General features: G+C 55.1%; 16 protein-coding genes and 1 tRNA gene. 15 read left to right on the top strand and 2 right to left on the bottom strand.

Going from position 1 to position 20670, the window contains the following annotated elements; all coding sequences use genetic code 11:
* The first annotated feature begins 19 nt into the window (after positions 1 to 19).
* From CFE50_RS18380 to CFE50_RS18315, 14 genes are all read left to right on the top strand, one after another.
* Complete coding sequence (locus tag CFE50_RS18380; protein ID WP_286736606.1) at positions 20 to 1624, top strand: type I restriction-modification system subunit M; 1605 nt, start codon at positions 20 to 22, stop codon at positions 1622 to 1624.
* Positions 1621 to 2814: a restriction endonuclease subunit S gene (locus CFE50_RS18375; protein ID WP_286736604.1), complete on the top strand. Its 1194-nt coding sequence runs from the start codon at positions 1621 to 1623 to the stop codon at positions 2812 to 2814. The genes CFE50_RS18380 and CFE50_RS18375 overlap by 4 nt, the downstream gene beginning before the upstream one ends.
* Positions 2815 to 2828: 14 nt before the next feature.
* Positions 2829 to 3146, top strand: a complete 318-nt coding sequence (locus CFE50_RS18370; protein ID WP_286736602.1) for an AAA family ATPase — start codon at positions 2829 to 2831, stop codon at positions 3144 to 3146.
* Between the two features lie 38 nt (positions 3147 to 3184).
* A complete protein-coding gene (locus CFE50_RS18365) occupies positions 3185 to 3859 on the top strand; it encodes a GTPase (protein WP_286736600.1) in 675 nt (224 codons plus the stop codon).
* Positions 3843 to 4328: a hypothetical protein gene (locus CFE50_RS18360; RefSeq protein WP_286736599.1), complete on the top strand. Its 486-nt coding sequence runs from the start codon at positions 3843 to 3845 to the stop codon at positions 4326 to 4328. The genes CFE50_RS18365 and CFE50_RS18360 overlap by 17 nt, the downstream gene beginning before the upstream one ends.
* Positions 4325 to 5116, top strand: coding sequence for a hypothetical protein (locus CFE50_RS18355; protein WP_286736597.1), 792 nt, complete (start codon positions 4325 to 4327; stop codon positions 5114 to 5116). The genes CFE50_RS18360 and CFE50_RS18355 overlap by 4 nt, the downstream gene beginning before the upstream one ends.
* 95 nt (positions 5117 to 5211) lie before the next feature.
* The gene (locus tag CFE50_RS18350) at positions 5212 to 7008 is read left to right on the top strand and encodes a GmrSD restriction endonuclease domain-containing protein (RefSeq protein ID WP_286736596.1); all 1797 of its coding nucleotides are present in this window, start codon (positions 5212 to 5214) and stop codon (positions 7006 to 7008) included.
* Between the two features lie 199 nt (positions 7009 to 7207).
* Positions 7208 to 7873 (top strand): vWA domain-containing protein, encoded by a 666-nt coding sequence (locus CFE50_RS18345; protein WP_038664489.1) that lies wholly within the window; start codon positions 7208 to 7210, stop codon positions 7871 to 7873.
* Positions 7873 to 8568: a PP2C family serine/threonine-protein phosphatase gene (locus CFE50_RS18340; RefSeq protein ID WP_065278677.1), complete on the top strand. Its 696-nt coding sequence runs from the start codon at positions 7873 to 7875 to the stop codon at positions 8566 to 8568. Before CFE50_RS18345 ends, CFE50_RS18340 begins: the two co-directional genes overlap by 1 nt.
* Positions 8569 to 8573: 5 nt before the next feature.
* The gene (locus CFE50_RS18335) at positions 8574 to 10010 is read left to right on the top strand and encodes a protein kinase domain-containing protein (RefSeq protein WP_286736591.1); all 1437 of its coding nucleotides are present in this window, start codon (positions 8574 to 8576) and stop codon (positions 10008 to 10010) included.
* A gap of 6 nt (positions 10011 to 10016) precedes the next feature.
* Positions 10017 to 13412, top strand: a complete 3396-nt coding sequence (locus CFE50_RS18330) for a DEAD/DEAH box helicase (protein ID WP_286736589.1) — start codon at positions 10017 to 10019, stop codon at positions 13410 to 13412.
* A complete protein-coding gene (locus CFE50_RS18325; protein ID WP_041110560.1) occupies positions 13396 to 14886 on the top strand; it encodes a hypothetical protein in 1491 nt (496 codons plus the stop codon). Before CFE50_RS18330 ends, CFE50_RS18325 begins: the two co-directional genes overlap by 17 nt.
* A complete protein-coding gene (locus CFE50_RS18320) occupies positions 14886 to 17357 on the top strand; it encodes an AAA family ATPase (protein WP_070748103.1) in 2472 nt (823 codons plus the stop codon). Before CFE50_RS18325 ends, CFE50_RS18320 begins: the two co-directional genes overlap by 1 nt.
* Positions 17357 to 19177 (top strand): hypothetical protein, encoded by a 1821-nt coding sequence (locus CFE50_RS18315; RefSeq protein ID WP_286736583.1) that lies wholly within the window; start codon positions 17357 to 17359, stop codon positions 19175 to 19177. The genes CFE50_RS18320 and CFE50_RS18315 overlap by 1 nt, the downstream gene beginning before the upstream one ends.
* Positions 19178 to 19192: 15 nt before the next feature.
* Here CFE50_RS18315 and CFE50_RS18310 read toward each other — a convergent pair whose 3' ends face one another.
* Positions 19193 to 19705, bottom strand: coding sequence for a site-specific integrase (locus tag CFE50_RS18310; protein WP_286736580.1), 513 nt, complete (start codon positions 19703 to 19705; stop codon positions 19193 to 19195).
* Positions 19706 to 20006: 301 nt separating this feature from the next.
* Positions 20007 to 20083: transfer RNA gene (locus CFE50_RS18305), tRNA-Arg, on the bottom strand.
* A gap of 445 nt (positions 20084 to 20528) precedes the next feature.
* On the opposite strand from CFE50_RS18305, the gene CFE50_RS18300 reads away from it, so the two are divergent.
* Positions 20529 to 20670 (top strand): hypothetical protein (locus CFE50_RS18300; RefSeq protein WP_286736749.1); only part of this gene is annotated, 142 nt, incomplete at its 3' end.

Below are 20670 nucleotides of genomic sequence, written 5' to 3'. Positions count from 1 at the left end.
TATAGATCGAGACCAGTAAATGCTCACCGGCAAAATCCGTAACGATATCGATAAGCTCTGGGAAAAGTTTTGGACCGGCGGCATCACCAACCCGCTGACCGTGATCGAGCAGATCAGCTACCTGATGTTCGCCCGTATGCTCGACATGCAGGAAGACGTGGCCGAGCGCAAGGCCAACCGTACCGGCAAACCCTTCGACCGCCTGTTCCCCAACACGTCGGAAGGCCAACTGCTGCGCTGGAAGAACTTTCGCAACATGAGCGGCCGGGAGCTGCACAAGCACCTCAAGCATAACGTCTACCCCTACTTCGCCAAGCTGGGCCGAAAGTCTGATGCGGTCGATGGCCTGGGCGAGGAGGGCAGCGCGCTGGAGGGGCTGGGGCATATCGGCGAATACATGCAGGACGCCGATCTGGAGATCAAGAACGAGTCCGTGCTCACCTCCGCCGTGGAGATGGTCAACGACCTGCCGCTGACCCGGAGCGATGTGAAGGGCGACATCTACGAATACTTGCTGAGCAAGCTCACCACCGCCGGCATCAACGGCCAGTTCCGCACCCCACGCCACATCATCGACGCCATGATCGAGCTGATCGCTCCGCAGCCGAGCGAAGTCATCTGTGACCCTTCGTGCGGCACGGCAGGCTTTCTCACCCGCACCATGGAATACCTAAATCGGATGCATTCCAGCGAGGCAGGCATCATTACCGATGAGGACGGTAACCAGCATTACACTGGCGACCTGCTGGAGCCTTATCGCGATCACATCAACAAGTACATGTTTTGGGGCTTCGACTTCGACACCACCATGCTGCGCGTCTCCAGCATGAACATGATGCTCCACGGCGTGAACGGCGCGAACATCCGCTACCAGGACTCCCTGAGCAAATCCATCAAGGAGCACTACCCGCGTCAGGAACAGGACTTCTTCGACGTGGTGCTGGCCAACCCTCCGTTCAAAGGCAGCCTGGACGAAACCAACACCAACCCCGACGTGCTCGGCCTAGTGAAAACCAAGAAGACCGAGCTGCTGTTCGTCGCCCATATCCTCCGCTCGCTCAAGCTCGGTGGCCGTGCGGCGGTGATCGTGCCAGACGGCGTGTTGTTCGGCTCCTCCAAGGCCCACCAGCAACTGCGCCAGGAACTGCTAGACAACAACCAGCTTGAAGGCATCGTCAGCCTGCCCAGCGGTGTGTTCAAACCCTACGCCGGCGTCAGCACTGCCATCCTCATGTTTACCAAGGGCGGCAGCACCGAGCGTGTGTGGTTCTATGACCTGCAGGCCGACGGTTATTCGCTGGACGACAAGCGCACCGAACTGAAAGGCGAGGGCAGCAACGACCTGCCCGACGCCATCGCCCAGTGGCACAAATACCGGCAGATGGTGGAGGGCAACATCAGCGCCAGCACCATCAATACCCTGTTTGGCGACAAGCGCAAAAAGGCCTTTGTCGTGCAGGCCCAAGATATCGCCGCCAACAAGTACGACCTCTCCATCAACCGTTACAAGGAAGTGGAGTACCAGCAGGAGCAGTACGAGGACCCGAAAGTAATTCTGCAGCGGCTGAAAGGACTGGAGCAGGAGATTCTGGCGGATCTGGATGAGCTGGAGGCGATGCTGTGAGTTGGCCGATGGTGAAGTTGGGAAATATTGTCGACATCAAAGGAGGCGGAACTCCAAGCAAGAGTAATCCGGAGTTTTGGGGCGGGGATATACCTTGGGCATCGGTCAAGGATTTCAAATCTAGTTCACTTAAAGAAACTGCCGACTATATCACTAAGTTAGGTGTAGAAAAATCTGCAACAAATGTTATCCCTGCAGGTAATGTTATTGTTCCGACGCGAATGGCCCTCGGAAAAGTAGCAATCAATGAAGTTGACATGGCAATCAATCAAGACTTGAAAGCCTTGCTTGTAAATGACGAAAAAACGCTTTCGAAGCTTTATCTAATGCGTTTTTTAGAGTCAAAAGCCGCATTTATTGATGAACAGGGAAAGGGGGCAACGGTTAAAGGCATTACGCTAGATGTAATTAGAAATCTGGAAATCCCCCTCCCACCACTGGCCGAACAAAAGCGCATCGCCGCCATCCTCGACAAGGCCGACGCCATCCGCCGCAAACGCCAGCAAGCCATCCAGCTCGCCGACGACTTCCTCTGCGCCGTGTTTCTGGACATGTTCGGCGACCCGGTGACCAATCCGAAGGGGTGGGACGTGAAACCGCTATCCGCCAGTATAAGGTCAATCTCCTCGGGGTGGAGTGCGTCTGGTGAAAACCGTCCTTGCAGCGATGGTGAGAAAGGCGTCCTTAAAATTAGTGCAGTTACAAGTGGCGTTTTCAAGCCAGAAGAAAATAAAACCGTCCCCCTTGACCAGATCCCTGAGGGGAAAAAGCTTTTATTCCCCAAAAGAGGGGATCTTTTGTTCAGTCGGGCAAATACAAGGGAGTTAGTGGCTGCAAGTTGTATTGTTATGACTGATGTAGAAGATGTTTTTCTGCCAGACAAGCTGTGGTTGGTTGAAACCGATCAAAAGAAACTTCTGCCGGAATTCCTTAACTACCTACTTTGGCAGCCAAGATTTAAAGAAAGGTTGACATCTCAGGCTACTGGTACGAGTGGTTCAATGTTGAATATTTCAAAGTCGAAATTCGAAGAGACAGATGCGTTTTTTCCGAATATGGAGCTTCAGGAAAAATTCAAGCGTATTTATTGGGCTCTTCAAGAAACTCTCGACGCATCTGCTTCTTCAAGGGAGGCGGGAGACAGTTTATTTGAATCGCTAAGCCAAAAAGCGTTTTCTGGCCAGCTGTAGATAAGGACATCCCCATGCGCCTCAAGTCCGTCAAGCTCACCCACTTCCGTGGCTACCGTGCCACCACCGTCATTCCCATCGACGAAGCCATGACCGGCATTGTCGGCCGCAATGACTATGGCAAATCGACCATCCTCGAAGCCCTGGCGATCTTCTTCGAGAGCGGCGACGTCAAGGCGGACAAAAGCGATATGAACTGCTTCAGCCTGGCCGAAGGCGCCGAGCAGTTCGAGATTGCCTGTGAGTTTGATGATCTGACTGAGGCGATGGTGCGTTCGCGAAAATATGAATTGAAAAGTTATAGCCATACGTTTCTCTATGCTGGTATTTAATGAAATTTGACGCGGTTTTTATAAAGTAGGAGTTATGCATGTTGCCTTTTATCGTTGCTGGCGTTGTTGGGGTGGCCGCTTTGGCGGGTGGCATTTATAAATATGCAAGTTCAAAAAAGCCTGCCGGCGAGACCAAGGCGCCCAAGAGTTTGGGTGAGTTTGCAGTTTGGGGGCAGCCTGACACTGGGAAGACTACTTTTATAGCACGGCTACGCGGTGTTGATCCTACAGGTGAGAAAGAACAAACGACTTCATTAAGACGTTTTGGGAAGTTTGAGGTCAAGGGCTTGGATGGTGGTCCGTATGAGATACAAGAACTTGTTGATATGCCGGGTAGTAAAGATCGTTTAAATGATTGGTTGGACCAAGTGGCATCGAAAAAACACATATTTTATATTGTTAATTTGGCCAGGGTCGCGGACGAAGGCTATCGTCGAAAAGTAAAGTTCGATATAGAAAAAACTGTTGAAAAACTAGCCGATCCTGAGTCTAAAGGTAAGCGGGTTAATATTATTGGTACTCACTTGGATAAATCTGAATGGAGGTCTGTTGATGTGGCTCGAGTTAACAATACGATTCTTCAAGATCCAAGTATGCGTGAGGTGCGTGAGCTTTTTGGGAGCGTCGCAGGCTATGTGTACTCAGTAAACTTAATGGATAAAAAGAGTGCCAGTCGCTTGCTGCAGGATATTGCCAATGATAGCAAGATCTAGCAGTCAGGCATGTGCCTATCTATATGCACAGACCTTAGACAACTCCGGTGATAGTTTATGTTGGCTAAGCAAAACCCCAGGTGAATACCAAGAGATTGATTATGCCGATCCTAGGCGAACAGAAGTTTTACGATCTCTTGATCACGTCCATAATAACGGTAGGCTATGGCCAGTTGGATCAGATAGCTTTGAGTGTAAGGTGACTTTTCAGGGAGATTGTTTAATTAAAATAAATCCGCTGACTCGTGATTTCGGTGGGCGCCTTGCTCCAATAGTCTTAATTTTTAATGTGTATGATGGGCTTCGGCAGAGTGTGGCCCGTATGCTTCTTGATTGTGAAAAATTAATGCGGAGAGATTTCTCGGTTGAGCAGCGTTCCGCAATTGATGCGCTTGAAAAGATATTGAGTTGGCCAGTTGTTTTTATTGCTATGCACATTTTTATTTTTTCGAGAGGCTTAAGTAGATGATTGAAGCTTATACGCAGAAGATTTTCTTTGTTGATAACGATTTTTTGGAGGACTTAAGGGAGGAGTCCTTGGCTGAGTTCAAGGAATTTATAGAGCCTCAAGTCGATACGCAAATAATAAAGTTGCCTGCTACAGGCGAGCAGATCAATGAATTGATTGCATATATGCCACCCTCAGAGATTCGAGTTGGTAATGTAATTGCTAAGGCAGGTTATACGGATCAGTTTGGTTCTATTGATGAATTTGCAGAAGACTATGCGCTTAGGAAATATAGGTTATGGGTTCAGTTGTGCATAACGTTAGGTGCAAAAAAAGTATCTGTTAAAGATATTGAGGATGTATCGATCGAGCAGCAAGATAAATCTGATCTTGATGTCGGTTTAAGCGTCACGTCGCCAATAGGTAGTGGTGAGGCGGGAGTAAAGCGTAACTCAAATAAAGCAAGCGATGAGGTCAATAAGCGAACCATGGGGTTGACCGCTGAGGCGACTGGAGGCCAGCCAGATTTGGAGGCGGCTGAAGAAATGCTTAAGCAATATGGTTTGTTTAAAGATGATATGTTTAGAAGCATTTATGAGATGCGTAGGCTGAAGTCTAATCAGTTGACTAAGCATGAGTTTACACTTGACCTAACAAAAGACATTAAGCGAATGTTTGACTCTTCGACCAAGGCTAAATTGTCCGCGATGAGCAAAATATATAAAGGAAGGGTTGATGTATCGGTAGCAAGCAAGTCGCTGGAAAAAGCTAGAACGGCAATGAAGTTATCAATTGTGGTTGATTTTTGAGTTGTATTTATAGTCGATTGCTATTTTCCTGTCGTATATTTTTGATTTTCAGGTGGCAGATTAAGTTGCATTAAATATAAGAAAGGGATTTTGGTATGTCTTCTCAAAAATACTCCGTAAACCAACACCTGATCGAAACCCTGCTGAGCTGGGTTAAGTCTGGCGAGATCGCCATTCCGGAAATCCAGCGGCCTTTCGTGTGGGATGCCACCAAGGTGCGTGATCTGATGGACAGCCTGTATCAGGGCTTTCCGGTGGGTTACATCATTGCCTGGCGCAACCCGACGGTGAAGCTGAAAGACGGCTCGCTGGCCGAGGGCAAGAAGGTGCTGATCGATGGTCAGCAGCGTGTCACGGCGCTGACCGCTGCCATCGCCGGGCAGCAGGTGGTCAACCAGGATTACCAGCAGGTGCGTATCCGCATCGCCTTCCACCCCATCGAAGAACGCTTCGAGGTCAGCAACCCGGCCATCGAGAAGGACAAAGCCTGGTTTGCCGATATCGCGCCCATCGTTAACGGCGAGCAGCGGTCGTACAAGGTGGCGAGAGACTATCTGGAGCTAAATCCGGATGTGAAAGAAGATCTGGTTTTCGAGCGCCTGGACAGGTTGTGCGATATCACCAAGAAGCAGATCGGCCTGATCGAGCTGGCGGCGGATTTGGATATCGAGACGGTCACCGAGATCTTTATCCGCATCAACTCCAAGGGTGTGGTGCTGAGCCAGGCAGACTTTGTCATGTCGAAGATCGCTGCCAACGAGGAGTTCGACGGCAACACCCTGCGCAAGGCCATCGACTACTTCTGCCACCTGTCCATCGCGCCCGAGTTCTACGCGCATATCGAGAACAACGATAAGGCCTTCGTGCAAACCGACTACTTCCGAGCCATGCGTTGGCTGAAGAGTGAGAACGACGACCTCTACGACCCCAGCTACTCGGACATGCTGCGCGTGGCCTTCACCACCAAGTTCAATCGTGGAAGGCTGTCGGATCTGGTCGGGCTGCTCTCGGGCCGTAACTTCGAAACCCGCAGCTACGAGAAGGAAATCGAAGAAGCATCCTTCAAGACCCTGAGCGAAGGGGTCAGGGAGTTCATCAATGAAACGCACTTCAAGCGCTTCCTGATGATCATCCGTTCGGCTGGCTACGTGGACAGCTCCATGATCGGCTCGGTTAACGCGCTGAACTTCGCCTACGTGCTGTACCTCAAGCTCAAGCGCGACCTGGGCAACAACCCCAATATCGAAAGCTGGGTGCGCCGCTGGTTCGTCATGTCGCTGCTGACGGGGCGCTACTCGGGTTCGCCGGAGTCCCGGTTCGACAAGGACATCAAGGCCGTACACGAGCGAGCGTTTGCTGACGTACTGGCTGATATCGAAGCGGCTGAACTGTCTGATGCTTTCTGGGACTTCGGTCTGCCGCAGGCGTTGAACACCTCTTCAGTGAACGCTCCGGCAATCAAGGTGTTCTGGGCCGCGCAGGCCAATCGCGGTGATAAGGGCTTCCTGTCCAAGGACATCACCGTGCGTGACATGCTCACGCACCACGGCGATATCCACCACATCTTCCCGAAGAACTTCCTCAAGCAGCGGGGGCTGCTCAGAAGCAAGTACAACCAGGTCGCCAACTACGTGTACGTGCAGCAGGAAGTGAACATCAAAATCGGCGACACCGCCCCGGCCGCTTATATGGCGAAGGTCTTTGACCAGTGTCAGCAAGGCGCAGCGCACTATGGTGCGATCATCAGCCTGGATGACCTTAAGGCCAACCTGGCGGCCAACTGCCTCCCGGATGACCTCGCTGCCTATCAGCCTGAGCAGTTCGAAACCTTCCTCACCGAACGCCGCCGGCTGATGGCGCAGAAGATTAAGCAGTATTACTGGGGATTGTGAGGGGTATTTCCCACAGCGTTGTGAATGAGCCCCTCTTCGTGTCGGTAAACAAAATTACCAATAAATAACGGTTTTTACGTATATAACGATCTTTCTCGGCCTTCAAGATTGCATAACATACTGTTTTTAAAATAAAACATGAGTTGGCACGGGATGCGCTTATAGGGAGATATCCAATTGACTATCAAGGAAGTACACAGTGTCAGAACTCAAAAAATTCCAGGTCCAAACCGCCCGTCCGCTGCCGATCATCGTTCTGGCTGACACCAGTGGCAGCATGTCTGTGGATGGCAAGATCGAGGCGCTGAACAAGGGCCTGAAAGACATGATCAGCAGCTTTGCCGGCGAGAGCCGCCTGCGGGCTGAACTGCAGGTCAGTTTGATCACCTTTGGCAGTCAAGCAGAGGTGAATTTGCCTTTGACTCCGGCTCATCAGTTGCAGGGCTTCACCCCGCTTACTGCTGCGGGGGCGACTCCGCTGGGTGGTGCTCTGGCACTGGCCAGCCAGATGATCGAAGACAAGGACAGCATCCCCTCCCGCGCCTACAAACCGGTAATCGTGCTGGTTTCCGATGGCCACCCTACTGATGACTGGCAGGGTTCCTTTGCTCGTCTGGCCAATGGCGAGCGCTCGTCCAAGGCCACTCGCTTTGCCATGGCCATCGGTGCTGATGCCGATGAGAGCATGCTCGGTGATTTTGCCAATGACCCGGAGGCACCGCTGTTCCGTGCCGAGAATGCTGCGGATATCCACCGTTTTTTCCGCGCTGTGACGATGAGCGTCAGTGCACGTAGCCGCTCGGCGACGCCGAATCAGTCTGCTCCGCTGCAAATCCCGACGGATGATCAGGACTGGGATTTCTGATGCGCTTGTTGGCGAGTGGGGCTTCGGTGAGGGGCCCCGCCCACCAGCAGGATGACTCACCTAACCAGGATGCCCTGGCCGTCAGTGGTATACGCGGCGGTTGGTGCGTTGCAGTTGCCGATGGATTGGGCAGTCGCCCCTTGAGCCACTTCGGTTCGCGCAAGGCGGTGCAGTTGTCACGGCACGTGCTTCGGTGCCAGGCGGACATTACTCATGCAGCGGTTACTGACGAGGTTCGCAAGGCCTGGCTGGCCTGTTTTGGCGAGCGTTATCGCCTGCATGAAACGACCTGCCTGTGGGCGCGCGTGGATGCCCGTGGCCGGGCTGTTGCCGGGCAGATTGGCGATGGATTGCTGCTGGCAAGAAGCGCTGGCGCTTTCAAGGTGCTGACCGATCAACGCCAGGGCTTCGGTAATCAGACCCTGACCTTGGCCCAGGCGGATGCCCGGAATACTCGCAGTTTCGAGTTTGAGTTGAGCCAGCCGGGTGATGGCGTACTGCTGATGACGGATGGTATCTCGGATGACCTGATTCCATCGCAGCTTGAGTCGTTTTTTGATGCCATTTACCGGCGCCAACTGCGTTGTAGTAGCAAGCGCCGCATGCGCCGCTGGTTGACGGGTGAGCTGCTGGACTGGTCGACGCCACGCCATGGTGACGACAAGAGCATTGCTGGAATTTTCTTAACGGATTGATACAGATGAGCACGAACAAGGCCGCGCCGCAGAAGCAGCGCATGGTGCAGGACAGCAAAGGTTCGGTTTATGAGCTCACGAGTGAGTTGAGCAGTGGTGGGCAGGGCGTTGTTTACCGCACCCAGTACCCACAAGCTCTGATCAAGGGGTTTACCAATAAGGATGAGCAGGCGCGCCGTCGTTGGCGTGAGCACATCGAATGGCTGACCCGGCAGGATCTGGCCGATTTGAAGCTGGCTAGACCGCTTGAACTGCTGGCTGAGCCACGCTGCGGTTATGTGATGGAGCTGATGGACGGGCTGGTGCCTTTGCAGGGGCTGCTGGACAGTTTTGCTAATGCTGAAGAAGAGGCGCATGAAGATTATCTGCGCCAGGGCGGGCTGCGTCGGCGTATTCGTATTCTGGGCCAGATGGCCAGAACACTGAATCAGTTGCACGGGCGCGGCATGCTCTACGGTGATCTGTCGCCGAACAATATCTTTGTCTCGGACGATCCGGCGTTTGCCGAGACGTGGTTGATTGACTGCGACAACATCAGCCTCGATAGCCACAGTGGCTTGACCCTGCACACCGTGGACTATGGCGCACCGGAAGTGGTGCGTGGTGAGGCGTTGTTGTCCAGCCTCACCGATTGCTGGAGCTTCGCCGTTATTGCCTATCAGTTGCTGACACACAACCACCCGTTCAAGGGTGAGATGGTCAGCTGCGGTGAGCCTGAAATCGAGGATGCCGCGCTGCGCGGTGAGCACCCCTGGATCAACGATAGCGAGGACGACAGTAACGCTTGCTTCGTTAATCTGCCGCTGCAACTGCTGGAGCACAGCGAGCTGCCCCAACTGTTTAGCCGTTGCTTTGAGGGTGGGCGAGCCAGCCCCTATGAGCGCCCGGCTATGGCCGAGTGGCTTGAGGCGCTGGTTGAAGTGGACGAGCGTATCTATTGCTGCCCTGGCTGCGGCAGTACCAGCCTGTTGCCAGCGGACTTGCGGGCAGCGGACAAAGCGGAGTGTTATTTCTGCCCGGAGCCGGCTGACAGTCGTCTGGTTATGTTTGAGGAGTTCATTGCCTTGTCTGCCGAGCAGGACGGGGATGCGGAGGCTCCTCCAGACCTGGTAGCGACGGGGCGCAAGGTCTGGCTGCAGCCGGGAGGGCAGGTTGAGCTCAAGCGCTTGCTGCCGACGTTCAGCTATGACTGTTGGCCGGCTGACCATATCCGTATCGAGTACAGCGACAAGGGCCTGGGGATTTTCCCATTGCCTGAGAGCCAGTTGCAGTTGCAGCGCGGGGAGAACATTAAACCGTTGCAGCGTTATCAGGGCCTCAAGGAGAGCCTGCGTGGCCAGGATGAGGAACCCTTCCTGATTCATGTAGGTGAGCCTGCGAAGTCAGGGCATAAGGACTCCGGGTTGCCCTCCAGCAAAGTCGTCTGGCAATTCCGGTGGTGATGGCAAATGGAATTTAAAGATTTCCCCATGCTGTCAGCCGATGTGCTGGCGCTTTCTACAGATGAGTCTGTGGATGCCTTGCAGGACGGGCAGGCGATTTTCCTGCAGCGCTATCAAGATGACTGGCTGGCGGTGCAGGGAGATGTGCGCATCCGCGTTAATTGTGCCAAGGCCGATGCCGAAATATTTGGCCGTCTGGCCCTGCGTGATCAGACCCGCTGGTTGCTGACGGGTACGAAGAAAAACAAGCTGCTGGTGCAATACTGCGCACCGGTTGAAGTAACGGCAATGCAGCTTGAACTGGGTGTTGATGAGCTGCTTGCTGAGGATTTGCACGCCAAGCGCGAAATTGCCGGCAGCACTGTTGAACTGGCCTGTCGCTGGTTTGCCGAGCACTTTGTGGTACAGGGCCTGGCTGAGGATGACTGGCTGACGGTTGCTCGTTTCAGCAATACCGCTACCAAGGGCGGCTTTCAGTTGCTGGGTAATGGCTGGCGTGCCGATGTCGAGCGGCGCCAGGATGGCAGTTATCTGCTTAAGCGTGTTAACCGTCATACCCATCGTGATGGTGCATTCTCCATCCTGCTTGGCCAATTTGAATTTAAGGATGCCTCTGTTGCGGCTGCACTCGGCAGCGCCAGTCAGCAGGCTCTGCTGAGTGCGGCGCTGCGTGACAACGCCAGCTATCTCGAACTCTGGAATCTTTACAACGATAAAGAGTGGCAAAGAGCTTTAGAGCAGGCAGAAAGTTTGGGTTCTCTGGCTTACGCCGAGTGCCACGGCTTTCAGGAGGGGCGTGGCAATGCCTGGCGTCTTATTCCCAAGTCGCAGGAGCAGTATCAGGCGTTCCGCGAGCGCTGGCGCGATCTGGAGCTGAGCAGCAATGATCAGTTTGATCTGGGCGATCAGCGCCCGGACTGGCTGGAAGAGCTTTCATCCGAGAAGGCTCAAAGGACTGCCAATGCTCCGCGGGGGACTATTCGCTTCGAGCCAGATTGCGTGATTTTCAAACAGGCGGCGGGTAAGACCAACATCCGACCGAAAGCGGGGGAGGGCTGGTTGTATCTGTCTCTTGCCGGCCAACGTTCGATGGGTAAGCGTCGCTTGGCAGCCAAGCAGTCGATTGACTCGGGCAAGCGGCTGCCGCAATTGAAATGGCTGCTGGAAGGGGTTGCGGTTCCTGCTGCGCGACGACGCCCGATCAGCGGGCTGACCCCATACGTGCTGGAGTCTTTCAAGGGTGGCAAGCCGACCGAGAAGCAGGCGCTGGCGCTGGATTGCGCGCTCAATACCCCTGATCTGGCAATCATCATCGGCCCTCCTGGTACCGGTAAAACCCAGGTTATTGCAGCATTGCAGCGTTGTCTGGGTGAGCGAGCGGAGAAGCAGAATATTGCGGCGCAGGTACTGGTCAGCAGTTTTCAGCATGATGCCGTCGACAATGCACTGGAGCGTAGCGATGTATTCGGCTTACCTGGCGCGCGGGTGGGCGGCAAGCACGGCGAGAGTGATCAGGCGGCTTTGATTGAGCCTTGGCTGGAACGCCAGGCGGCTCATTTGCACCGCAAGATTGCGCAGGAATACAGCCGCTTCCCTGAGCTTGAGCAGTTGCGGGCCATTTCCGCGAGGTTGGCCCTTGCCCGGGTAGCGAGTACCGGCCCTGCACAGCAGGCGGATGAGTTCCAGCGCCTTTTGCATGACTTGCGTGAACTGGAGCAAAGCGGCCTGGCATTGCCGCCCCGGCTTGAAAGTCAGTTCGAGGAGTATATCGATACGCTTGCCGGTCAAGCGCCGGCTACAGCTGCGGGAGGTCTGCCTCCCTCTCAGCTGCTCAGGCGTATCCGTGCTCTGCGTGTCGAGGTTGCTGCCTTTACCGATGATGGCGGCGAGCGTGCCTGGGATCTGCTGAGCTGGCTCAAGCGCCATGAAAAAGGTGTGGCCCCGGAGCTGCTGCGCCTGCTGGAAGAACTTGCCGACAGCTCGCACGTTGAGCCGGCGACCCTTCAGGCTCTGAAGATCTGGAAGGATCTGTTGCTTGATCAGCACTTGCCGGATTACCGGCCGGCTGCGCTGAAACGCCAGGTAGACCCTGATGGCCTAGCGCTGCTTGATGAGGTGGATCGCTATCTGGAAGACCGCATGGCCAAGCGCAAGCAGGGGGTTGCATGGGTCTTGGAGCAACTGGTCGATAGTCTGGAGTCCGATCGTTCCGCTGCGCGGGCTGTGGTCAATGAGTATTCGATGGTGGTCGGTGCAACCTGCCAGCAGGCTGCGGGCAAGCAGATGGAAATGTTGAAAGAGGTATCCACTAACTCCAACTCGGATATCGAGTTCGATACGGTTGTCATCGACGAGGCAGCACGGGCCAATCCATTAGATCTGTTTATTCCGATGTCCATGGCCAAGCGGCGGATTGTTCTGGTGGGCGATGACCGCCAGCTCCCGCACATGCTTGAGCCGGATATCGAGGGGCAGTTACAGGAGGAGCATGAACTGACCGAACTGCAACTGGCGGCTTTCCGATCCAGTCTTTTCGAGCGTATGCGGGTCAAGCTACAGGATTTGGAAAAGCAGGATTCGATTCGCCGTGTGGTGATGCTTGATACCCAGTTCCGCATGCATCCGGTCTTGGGCAACTTTGTCAGTAAGCACTTCTACGAATGTGAAAACCTGGGGGTTCTGCATTCCGGCAGGCCGGCAGAGGCGTTTGTATTCAGCCAGGAGCTGCTTTCCAGGCTGGGGCCGCTGGCGGAGTCCTACCGTGGCCATGTTTGTCAGTGGATTGATGTGCCGGCGGTACAGGGGCGTGATCAGCGCCGGGGAACTAGCCGGGTTCGAGAGATTGAGGCGCAGCGCATTGCTGACGAAGTGGTAAAGCTGATGCAGGCCGGCGGTGAGGCGTTGTCTGTTGGCATCATTACTTTCTACGCGGCACAGCGCGATCTGATCATGGAGAAGCTCGCTCAGCAGAAAATCGACGGTACTCCCTTGATGGTAAAGCGCGAGGGGGGCTACGAGCCGCATGAGCAGTTCAAGTTGACCCGCAAGGTGCAGGCAGATGGAAGCGTGGTTGCAGAGGAACGCTTGCGGGTTGGCTCGGTGGACGCCTTCCAGGGCAAGGAGTTCGATGTGGTGCTGCTGTCTTGCGTGCGCAGTTTCCAGCCCAATCGCTCGGTGCGAGCTGCTGCCAGCGAGGGGGATGAGCGTGAGCTGCAACTGAACCGTCAGTTTGGTTTCCTGCGTTTGCCAAACCGCATGAACGTGGCCATGAGCCGGCAAAGGCAGATGCTGATTTGTGTCGGGGATGCTGCTTTGGCCAGTAACCCGGATGCACAAGAGGCTGTACCAGCTCTGGCTGCTTTTTATCAGCTGTGTGGGGGTGAGCATGGCTGCATTCGCTGAAACCGGTATTTATCTGCAGTTTGCTGAAAAGCCTCGCGGCGAGGCCAGGCCCTTGTTGTGGCCGGTGCTGGTTCATCGCGTGCTTTATCCCGAGGCAAAAGAGGCTCAGTTGAATCTGTTCCAGCGCGCTGTGCTGGGGTTGATCCGGGCACAGTTGACGCAAGCGGAGGCAATCGCTGAGTTGACCGGGCTGCATGTCAATCTGATCAAGCTGATACTGGCTCAAGGGGTGAGTAACGGCTGGCTGACTGATAGTGCCCGTGGGCTGACTGAAAAAGGCGAGCAACTGCTGGATGGTGAGTCTGTTGAGGATGACAACCTGAAGGCTGGTTATCTGTTCCAGGATGCTATCAGTGGTCAGTTCTGGCCACGCTTCGCTGAGCAGCTTGATTCGATCGAGCCCGAAGATCCGCTGCAACGCTATCCCGTATTCAAAGGGGAGCGGAAAAGCGGCAAGTCAATCCGGCCGTTTGTGATGGCGGCGGGCAAGTCATCACTGCCGACGTTGGATCATGAGGCGCTGGCGATAGCTTATCGCGACTATCGGGATGATTGCCGGGCAGCTCGGCAGCTCGATAGCGGCCAGTTCCCGCAATTCCTTAAGTTGTCTGGTGTGCAGCGGCTGGATGATACCGCCAAGCCTGCAAGGGTACTGCTCTGGGCCAAGCCTGATGACGAGGGGCTGGAGCTGTGGGCAGTCGACGATCCGTTTGCGCTGCGAGCCAACGCCTGGTGGTTACAGGATGCTTTGCGGGAGCAGACTGAGGGGGGTAACAAGTACCTGCTCAACCATTTACAGCCTTTGGTTTCTGTTCCGCGTGCGGATGATCAGACGGTTGAGCAGTGGCTGCAGGCCATGCGCCAGCAGGCGGATATGCAGGTGCTCACGGAATACCCCTGGGCGGCGCGGCAACCGGATATCAAGCGGCATTTGGCAGCCCTGCTACTGCGTATGAACAAGCTGGAACAAGGCGACCAGAGTGAGCAGGAACTGGATGCTGCAGTGATGGAGTGCCAGAAACTGCTTGAGGTCCTCATGCAGTGGTTGATTCACCAATATCCAGTTGAAGCAGGGCATCTGCCCAAACAGAAAATCGTTAATCGAGAGCTTAATGAGCGCTTGCTATCAGCCTTGCAGTTACCGGCCTTTACCTCGGGGGTTATCAGTACGCTGGCTGGGCAAAAGATTGGCCAGGTTATTCGGGCTTGTTCCCGGCCAAGCGATTCTCTCAAAGCTTTGCTGTTTGCTGCAGCAATGGGAACGCTCAACCACTCTGGGCACCCGTTCAAGACGCTGTTAGCTCGCGAGCTGCAACTTGACAGGCTGTTGCTGCTTGCGGATTTGCGTAACCGCAGCAGCCATGCGCAGAGCCGCTTTACCGGACGAGAAGTCGCCCCCCTCACCTATGAGGAAACGCTGGATAACATCCAGTACGCGCTGGGCTTCACCGAATTTTTTAAGGAATGGATGTAATGGGCAAGAAAAGCTCGAACAAGTTTGGTCCACAGCAAATCCCAGCAGCGGCACCGTCTGCGGCCGGTATGGCCCGTGCTTCAGTGGAGCAGCAAGTGAATGTATTGAGCGCTTCTTTCGAGAACGCTTCCAAGGCCTATCAGTCCTTTGACATGACACTGGATATTTCTGTCGAGCGTGAGTGGTTGCGCGGCGTCTGCGAGCGTTTTGAGGGCGACAGTGATCTGGTTCGCTGGATTGAGCAATTCGCCACGCTCTGCAAGGAGTTGGTGCGCTTCAAGGAGCGTTTGCATGACGAATATGCCGAGCGGTGGGCTGCTGCCAGCAAATTAGCTGAAACTGCCGAGGTGGCGGCACTGGCGCAGGTAGCCGAACAGGAAGCGCTTGTGGCCGTCCGCTCCGGACTGGATGCAGAGAAAGCTGAGCTCAAGGCTGAGTGGGACAAGCTGCTTGAGGCTCAGCAGGAATTGGCGCTGAAGATGGCCGAAAATTTGGAGGCCGAGCGTTCCCTGAATATGCGAGAAGCCAATGCGCAAGCCGGCTTTGTTGCGGAAAACGAAGCGGCTTTACGTAAGCTGGAGGCGCAACAGCGTCAGCAGGTGCGTCAGCATGAAGCGGATCTTCAGTCGTTGCGCGAAGACAAGCACCAGCTCGACGGTGAAATTTCCCAGGCAGCAAGGCGGCTGGCGGAGGTCAAGTTCAGTTGCACGGAGGCAGAGGCTGAACGTGTCAGGTTGCTTGATCAGCGTGAGCACGACATCAAGCAGAAAGTGGTCGAGTTAGATCGTGCGCGTAGCCGCCTGGATCGTGAGTGGGCGGATATCCAGGCAGAGGAAAAGGCCTTGCAGCAGCGTCTGGATGAGGAAATGGCATCCGAGCGGGCGAATCATCACCAGGTTGTTGCCAAGCTGGAAGAGCAGCGTGAGCGGGCCTGGAGCAAGGCGAATGAACTCAAGGAGCAGCTGCTCGATATTCAGGAGCTCAAGCAATCCCTGGGCGAAGTATCCGGAGCTGAGATCCTGCAGCAACTGGAAGCGCTGCGTCAGGAAAACCGTGAACTCAAGCGCAGCCTGGAGCAATCGGATACGGCGCAATTGCAGCGCGATAATGACTACCTGCGTGACAGCAAGGCTGATCTTGAAAGAGAAGTAGCTGAGCTACGCCCTGAGCGGGATGAGCTGCGTCGTGAGTTGAGCGGCAAGCGTGTCGCGGCTACAGAGCTTGAGGCTGTCGCGCGTGAGAAGCGCGTTCTGGAGCAACACAAAAATACGCTCGCGGTGCACATCAATGATCTGGAAAGCCGCATCGAGCAACTGACCAGTGCCCAGAAGACCCAGACGCCATTCCCGGCAATGACGCTGATGGATACAGGTCGTGATTTCAGGGCGCGCATGGATCTGGATGCGGTGCCTGATCTCAAAACGTTTGCAGAGCAGTTGCAACACCGGATTGCCCTGGCTGAAAAGCCTGTAGAGCTGTTCTATCCGATCGAGGATATCCGCGTGTTGCTGGGGGGCTTGGCCATGAGCCAGCTGCATGTCTTCCAGGGTATCAGTGGTACCGGTAAGACCAGTTTGGCCAAGGCATTTGCCAAGGCTATGGGGGGCTTCTGCACAGATATCTCAGTGCAGGCCGGTTGGCGTGATCGGGATGATCTTCTTGGTCATTACAACGCCTTTGAGCGACGGTTCTACGAGAAGGACTGCTTGCAGGCGCTATACAAAGCGCAGACCCCGCGTTGGGAAGACACCTGCAACATCATCCTGCTGGATGAGATGAACCTGTCGCGCCCTGAGCAATACTTTGCCGAGTTCCTCTCTGCCCTGGAGAAGAACAACCCCGATGAGCGCTTGATCAGCCTCTCGGAAACGTCGTTGCCCAATGCACCTGCGATGCTGGCCGAGGGCCGCAAGATCAGGGTGCCAGCCAATGTCTGGTTTATTGGTACCGCGAACCATGATGAAACCACCAATGAGCTGGCGGACAAGACCTATGATCGTGCTCATGTAATGACTCTGCCCAAGCAGGATAAGCGCTTCACGATCAAGTCGTTTGAGCCGGCCAACTACTCTTATCGCTCCTTGCGCAAGGCATTTGGCAAGGCAAGTGCTGAGCGCAAGGAGGAGGTCGTCAAGCTACTGAAGGACCTGACCGGCGATGCCTTCACCGAACAGTTGGGCAGTCAGTTTGAGCTGGGCTGGGGGAACCGCTTTGAAAAGCAGGCGCTGGATTTCATCCCTGTCATGCTGGCTTGCGGGGCTTCTTCGGGGGAGGCGCTGGACCACTTGTTGGCCACGAGAATCATGCGCCCTGGCAAAGTGACCGGCCGCTACAACGTTTCTGCCGAGACGCTGCGCAATCTGAAAGGCGCTCTGGAGGACTTCTGGATCAGCGCTGATCTGGCGGGTGATCCGCGCAAGTCTATGGAGCTGTTGGAGGCTGATATTCGTCGCCTGGATGGCCGTAGCTGATGTGGTTTGATCGTTTTACGGGTGAGCAGTGCCGGCAGTTGCCGGCACTCATTCAGCCCGGTCGCTATCAGTCTGTGAATGACGGGCCTGCATTTAATGGCCATACACCGGTATTTACGGGTGTGCTGGTGAGTGATGGTGATCAGCGCTGCCAGTTGGGTGATGAGGCTTGCACTTTTACGCCGCCGCAAAAAAGTCTGGCGGCGGCAACGGAATTGCTGAGCAAGGTCATTGCGACGATTGATGCCGAGGCACTGCAGGCGCCTTTGATGTCTCCTTTGATGCCAGCTTCCATCATCGATGCCAAGAGCCATCTGCAGCCCTTTGAGGAGCGGCTTCTGGATGTGGTGAAGCAAGGGCATCTGCATCACATCTCGAAGCGTCCGCGCCTCGATCTTCACTATGAGGATGAGGTTGCTGATATCGGGCGTGCACGTCGTTTGGCCAAAGGGGCGCTGGTGCATCTGGCCTCGCACTCGGAGTGCTGGCAGCGGCAGACGTTGAGTGGCGTGATCCCCAAGAAGGTACTGGCCCGCTTCAGCGAAGATGACTATGGCATCTATGAGAATCGTGTCTATGCGCGCTTGCTGGATAAGATTGAACGCTATTTGCACGCGCGCTTGGCGGAGTTGCGTGGCTTGCAGGCGACGCTGAATCAGGCGCTGCGCTTCTATGAGGCGGAGAATGTCGATTACCGTCTGCGTGAAGAAATTTGCCGCTTGTGGGGGATGACATTCAGCGCAGAGGAAACTAGTAACGCATCAAAGTTGCTTGGTGAAACGCTTGAAAAGCTTGAACGCTTGTACCAGACGATTGCGGGCCTGCAGCAAAGTGGTCTGTATTTGTTGGTCAGCCGGCAGGCACAAGTGACAGGTGTGCTGCATATGACCAACATCCTTGGTCACGATCAGCATTACCGGCATCTGGCTATCTTGTGGGATCAGTTGGCCAAGGTGACACAGGCCAAACGTGCCACGCCGGCAGAGCGCTTCAGGCAGAACCAGTCTCTTGCTTCTGCCTACTCTCACTACGCTGGTCTGGTCATGAGGAGGGCGCTGCTGCCTTATCTGAATGGCCAGGACGAAGGTGTCTGGGCCGGAAGGCACATACTTCTTCGGCAACGTGGGCTGGAGTGGCAATTGCTTAGCAGTTCTCCTGCCCTTTCAACGCCAGAGGACGTATTGCTTACCATTGTGCCCTGGCTGAGTGATGCGCCTGCTCCTGAGGTGACTCCACAGAGCAAGGAGCGGTTTATCGCCTGGCCGGCAATGGGGCAGGAGATTGATGCAGCCTATTGTCCAGAGCAGTGGATACCGCTGTCTCCCACAGACATGTATTGCACGGAGCGCTTTGGCTTGCTGGTTGATCAGGTGCTTTGCCGAATGGCTATGATTACGTATGCGCAGCCGTTGCAAAAAATCCCGCAAAAGGTGCTGGAACAGGCAAAGCAGGTTGCGGGGGTTCAGGTTAATTCAGAGCAAAATGAACTGATTGTTACTGAGGCCTTGGCCGAGGAGGCAGTGACGGCGCTCAAGGAGGCTTTGGTTTCCTCTAACTCCACTGCGCAAGCGTCAGCCCTGGAACGTCACAACCAGGCGATTCTTGCTTTGGAAAAGTGCCCGGTTTGCACTGGCAGGGCTCCGCTGGTTTTCCAGAGCCCTGTAGGGTTCAAAGCCAACTGTTTGGATAAAAAATGCGCAACGCGCTATCTGCGCTTGGAGCAGGCCGGGCGTGTTTTTGAGCAGTCAATATCGGAGTCCACTGGGTTTACGGTGGTTGGACGAAGGGCATTTACGATTAGGCAGATGGCTGGCGCCTGAGATGATGCCCGGCCGCTAACGTTCATTTGCGACAGGTTGTGCAGTTGTTCGTCGGTTTGCCAGGCGCTGTGGCACCTCGATACGGCCCACCACGCGTTCTCGACCAAAAACAGCAGGCTGCTTGGGTTGACGAACTTTTGACAAGTCAGCGTCCTGTGCAGGTCTGATATGCAATTTGTGACCAGCCCCAGATCGACGGTTCCCGTAGACGCTGATTGATTCGATGGATTGGTGCCCCGTCATGTAGGCGATGGCCTTATCGCTCTCGCTGGAGGCTTTTAGGTTTGAGCCCAATTGGTGGCGGAAGCTTTTCAGGGTTGGGTGCTGCTTGCGCCTTGGCCACAGCGCTCTGCACTCTTTGCGTAGACGATCCCGAATAGCTGTATTGGTACGTTGGCAGATACGCATACATTTCGCTGCGCCCGCCACAGCCTGGAGCACCGCAGGGTCGTCAATGACCAGTGTTCTGTCGGAGCCCCTATCCTGCGGGACGCTTTTTCCGCCGATGACATGGATGTTGGATTCCACGGCCCTCCGGCCACCCGCCTGGGCAGGCAGCGACGCAAGATTTCTTCACTACCATCGACTAGTAGCTGCAGCTCGATTTATGGCTAGTACTCAAAATCCCCGCTCGCAAAATAGGGCGCCAGACTTTGAGGCACGGTTTAGGCACAGAATTGGCACAGCCCGAAAATGAGTCGAAAAGGAGCGCTGCGGGCAGTACTCACCACAATCTGAGTATCCGCATGGAGATCAATTTTGAGAGATTAGCCAATTCGGGATCTGGATCGGCAGAGCCTTAGGAAAAGGCTTTTAAATCATACAGATATGGCGCACCAGGCGGGATTCGAACCCACGACCCCCGCCTTCGGAGGGCGGTACTCTATCCAGCTGAGCTACTGGTGCGTATATGTTGCGGCGGTCTATTTGACCATTAGCTGACACCCTTCTCAACTCGATGAGTATTGCCTTCGGAGGGCAGTACTCTATCCAGCTGAGCTACGAGTGCAGCGATTCGGTGACGCTGAATCGGTCGCCATCATACTCACCTTGCCCTCGACCGTCCATGCCCGCATGCACGATGTTGTTGATTTTGAACGACTGTTTCGCGGGGCTTGGCAAGGGCTGCATAAACAAGGAGGAAGTCCGCGCGAAAACCGCTCCGGCGCTCTTGCGCGGGGGTTCAATATTCTCCTAGGATGCGTTCAATATTTCGAACGCCCAGGGCGGTTCGGACGTTGCTCGAGCGGGCACTGAACGGTGGCGATGCCAGCGTTTCCAGGCCTGACCCTATCGCAGGCGCAGGGGTGTCATGCCCTTGCTTCCGGCCCTTTCAGCCAAGGAGACCGTAATGCAGCTCAAAGACGCTTCCCTGTTTCGCCAGCAAGCCTATGTCGACGGTGCCTGGATCGACGCCGACAGCGGCGCCACCGTCAGCGTGGACAACCCGGCCACCGGCGAGACCCTGGGCACCATTCCCAAGCTCGGCCGCG

It is taken from the genome of Pseudomonas sp. PGPPP4 (assembly GCF_002256045.1).
Lineage (GTDB): Bacteria > Pseudomonadota > Gammaproteobacteria > Pseudomonadales > Pseudomonadaceae > Chryseomonas > Chryseomonas oryzihabitans.
The sequence above is the reverse complement of the archived record's forward strand: the minus strand, read 5'-3'. Positions and strand labels throughout refer to the sequence as shown.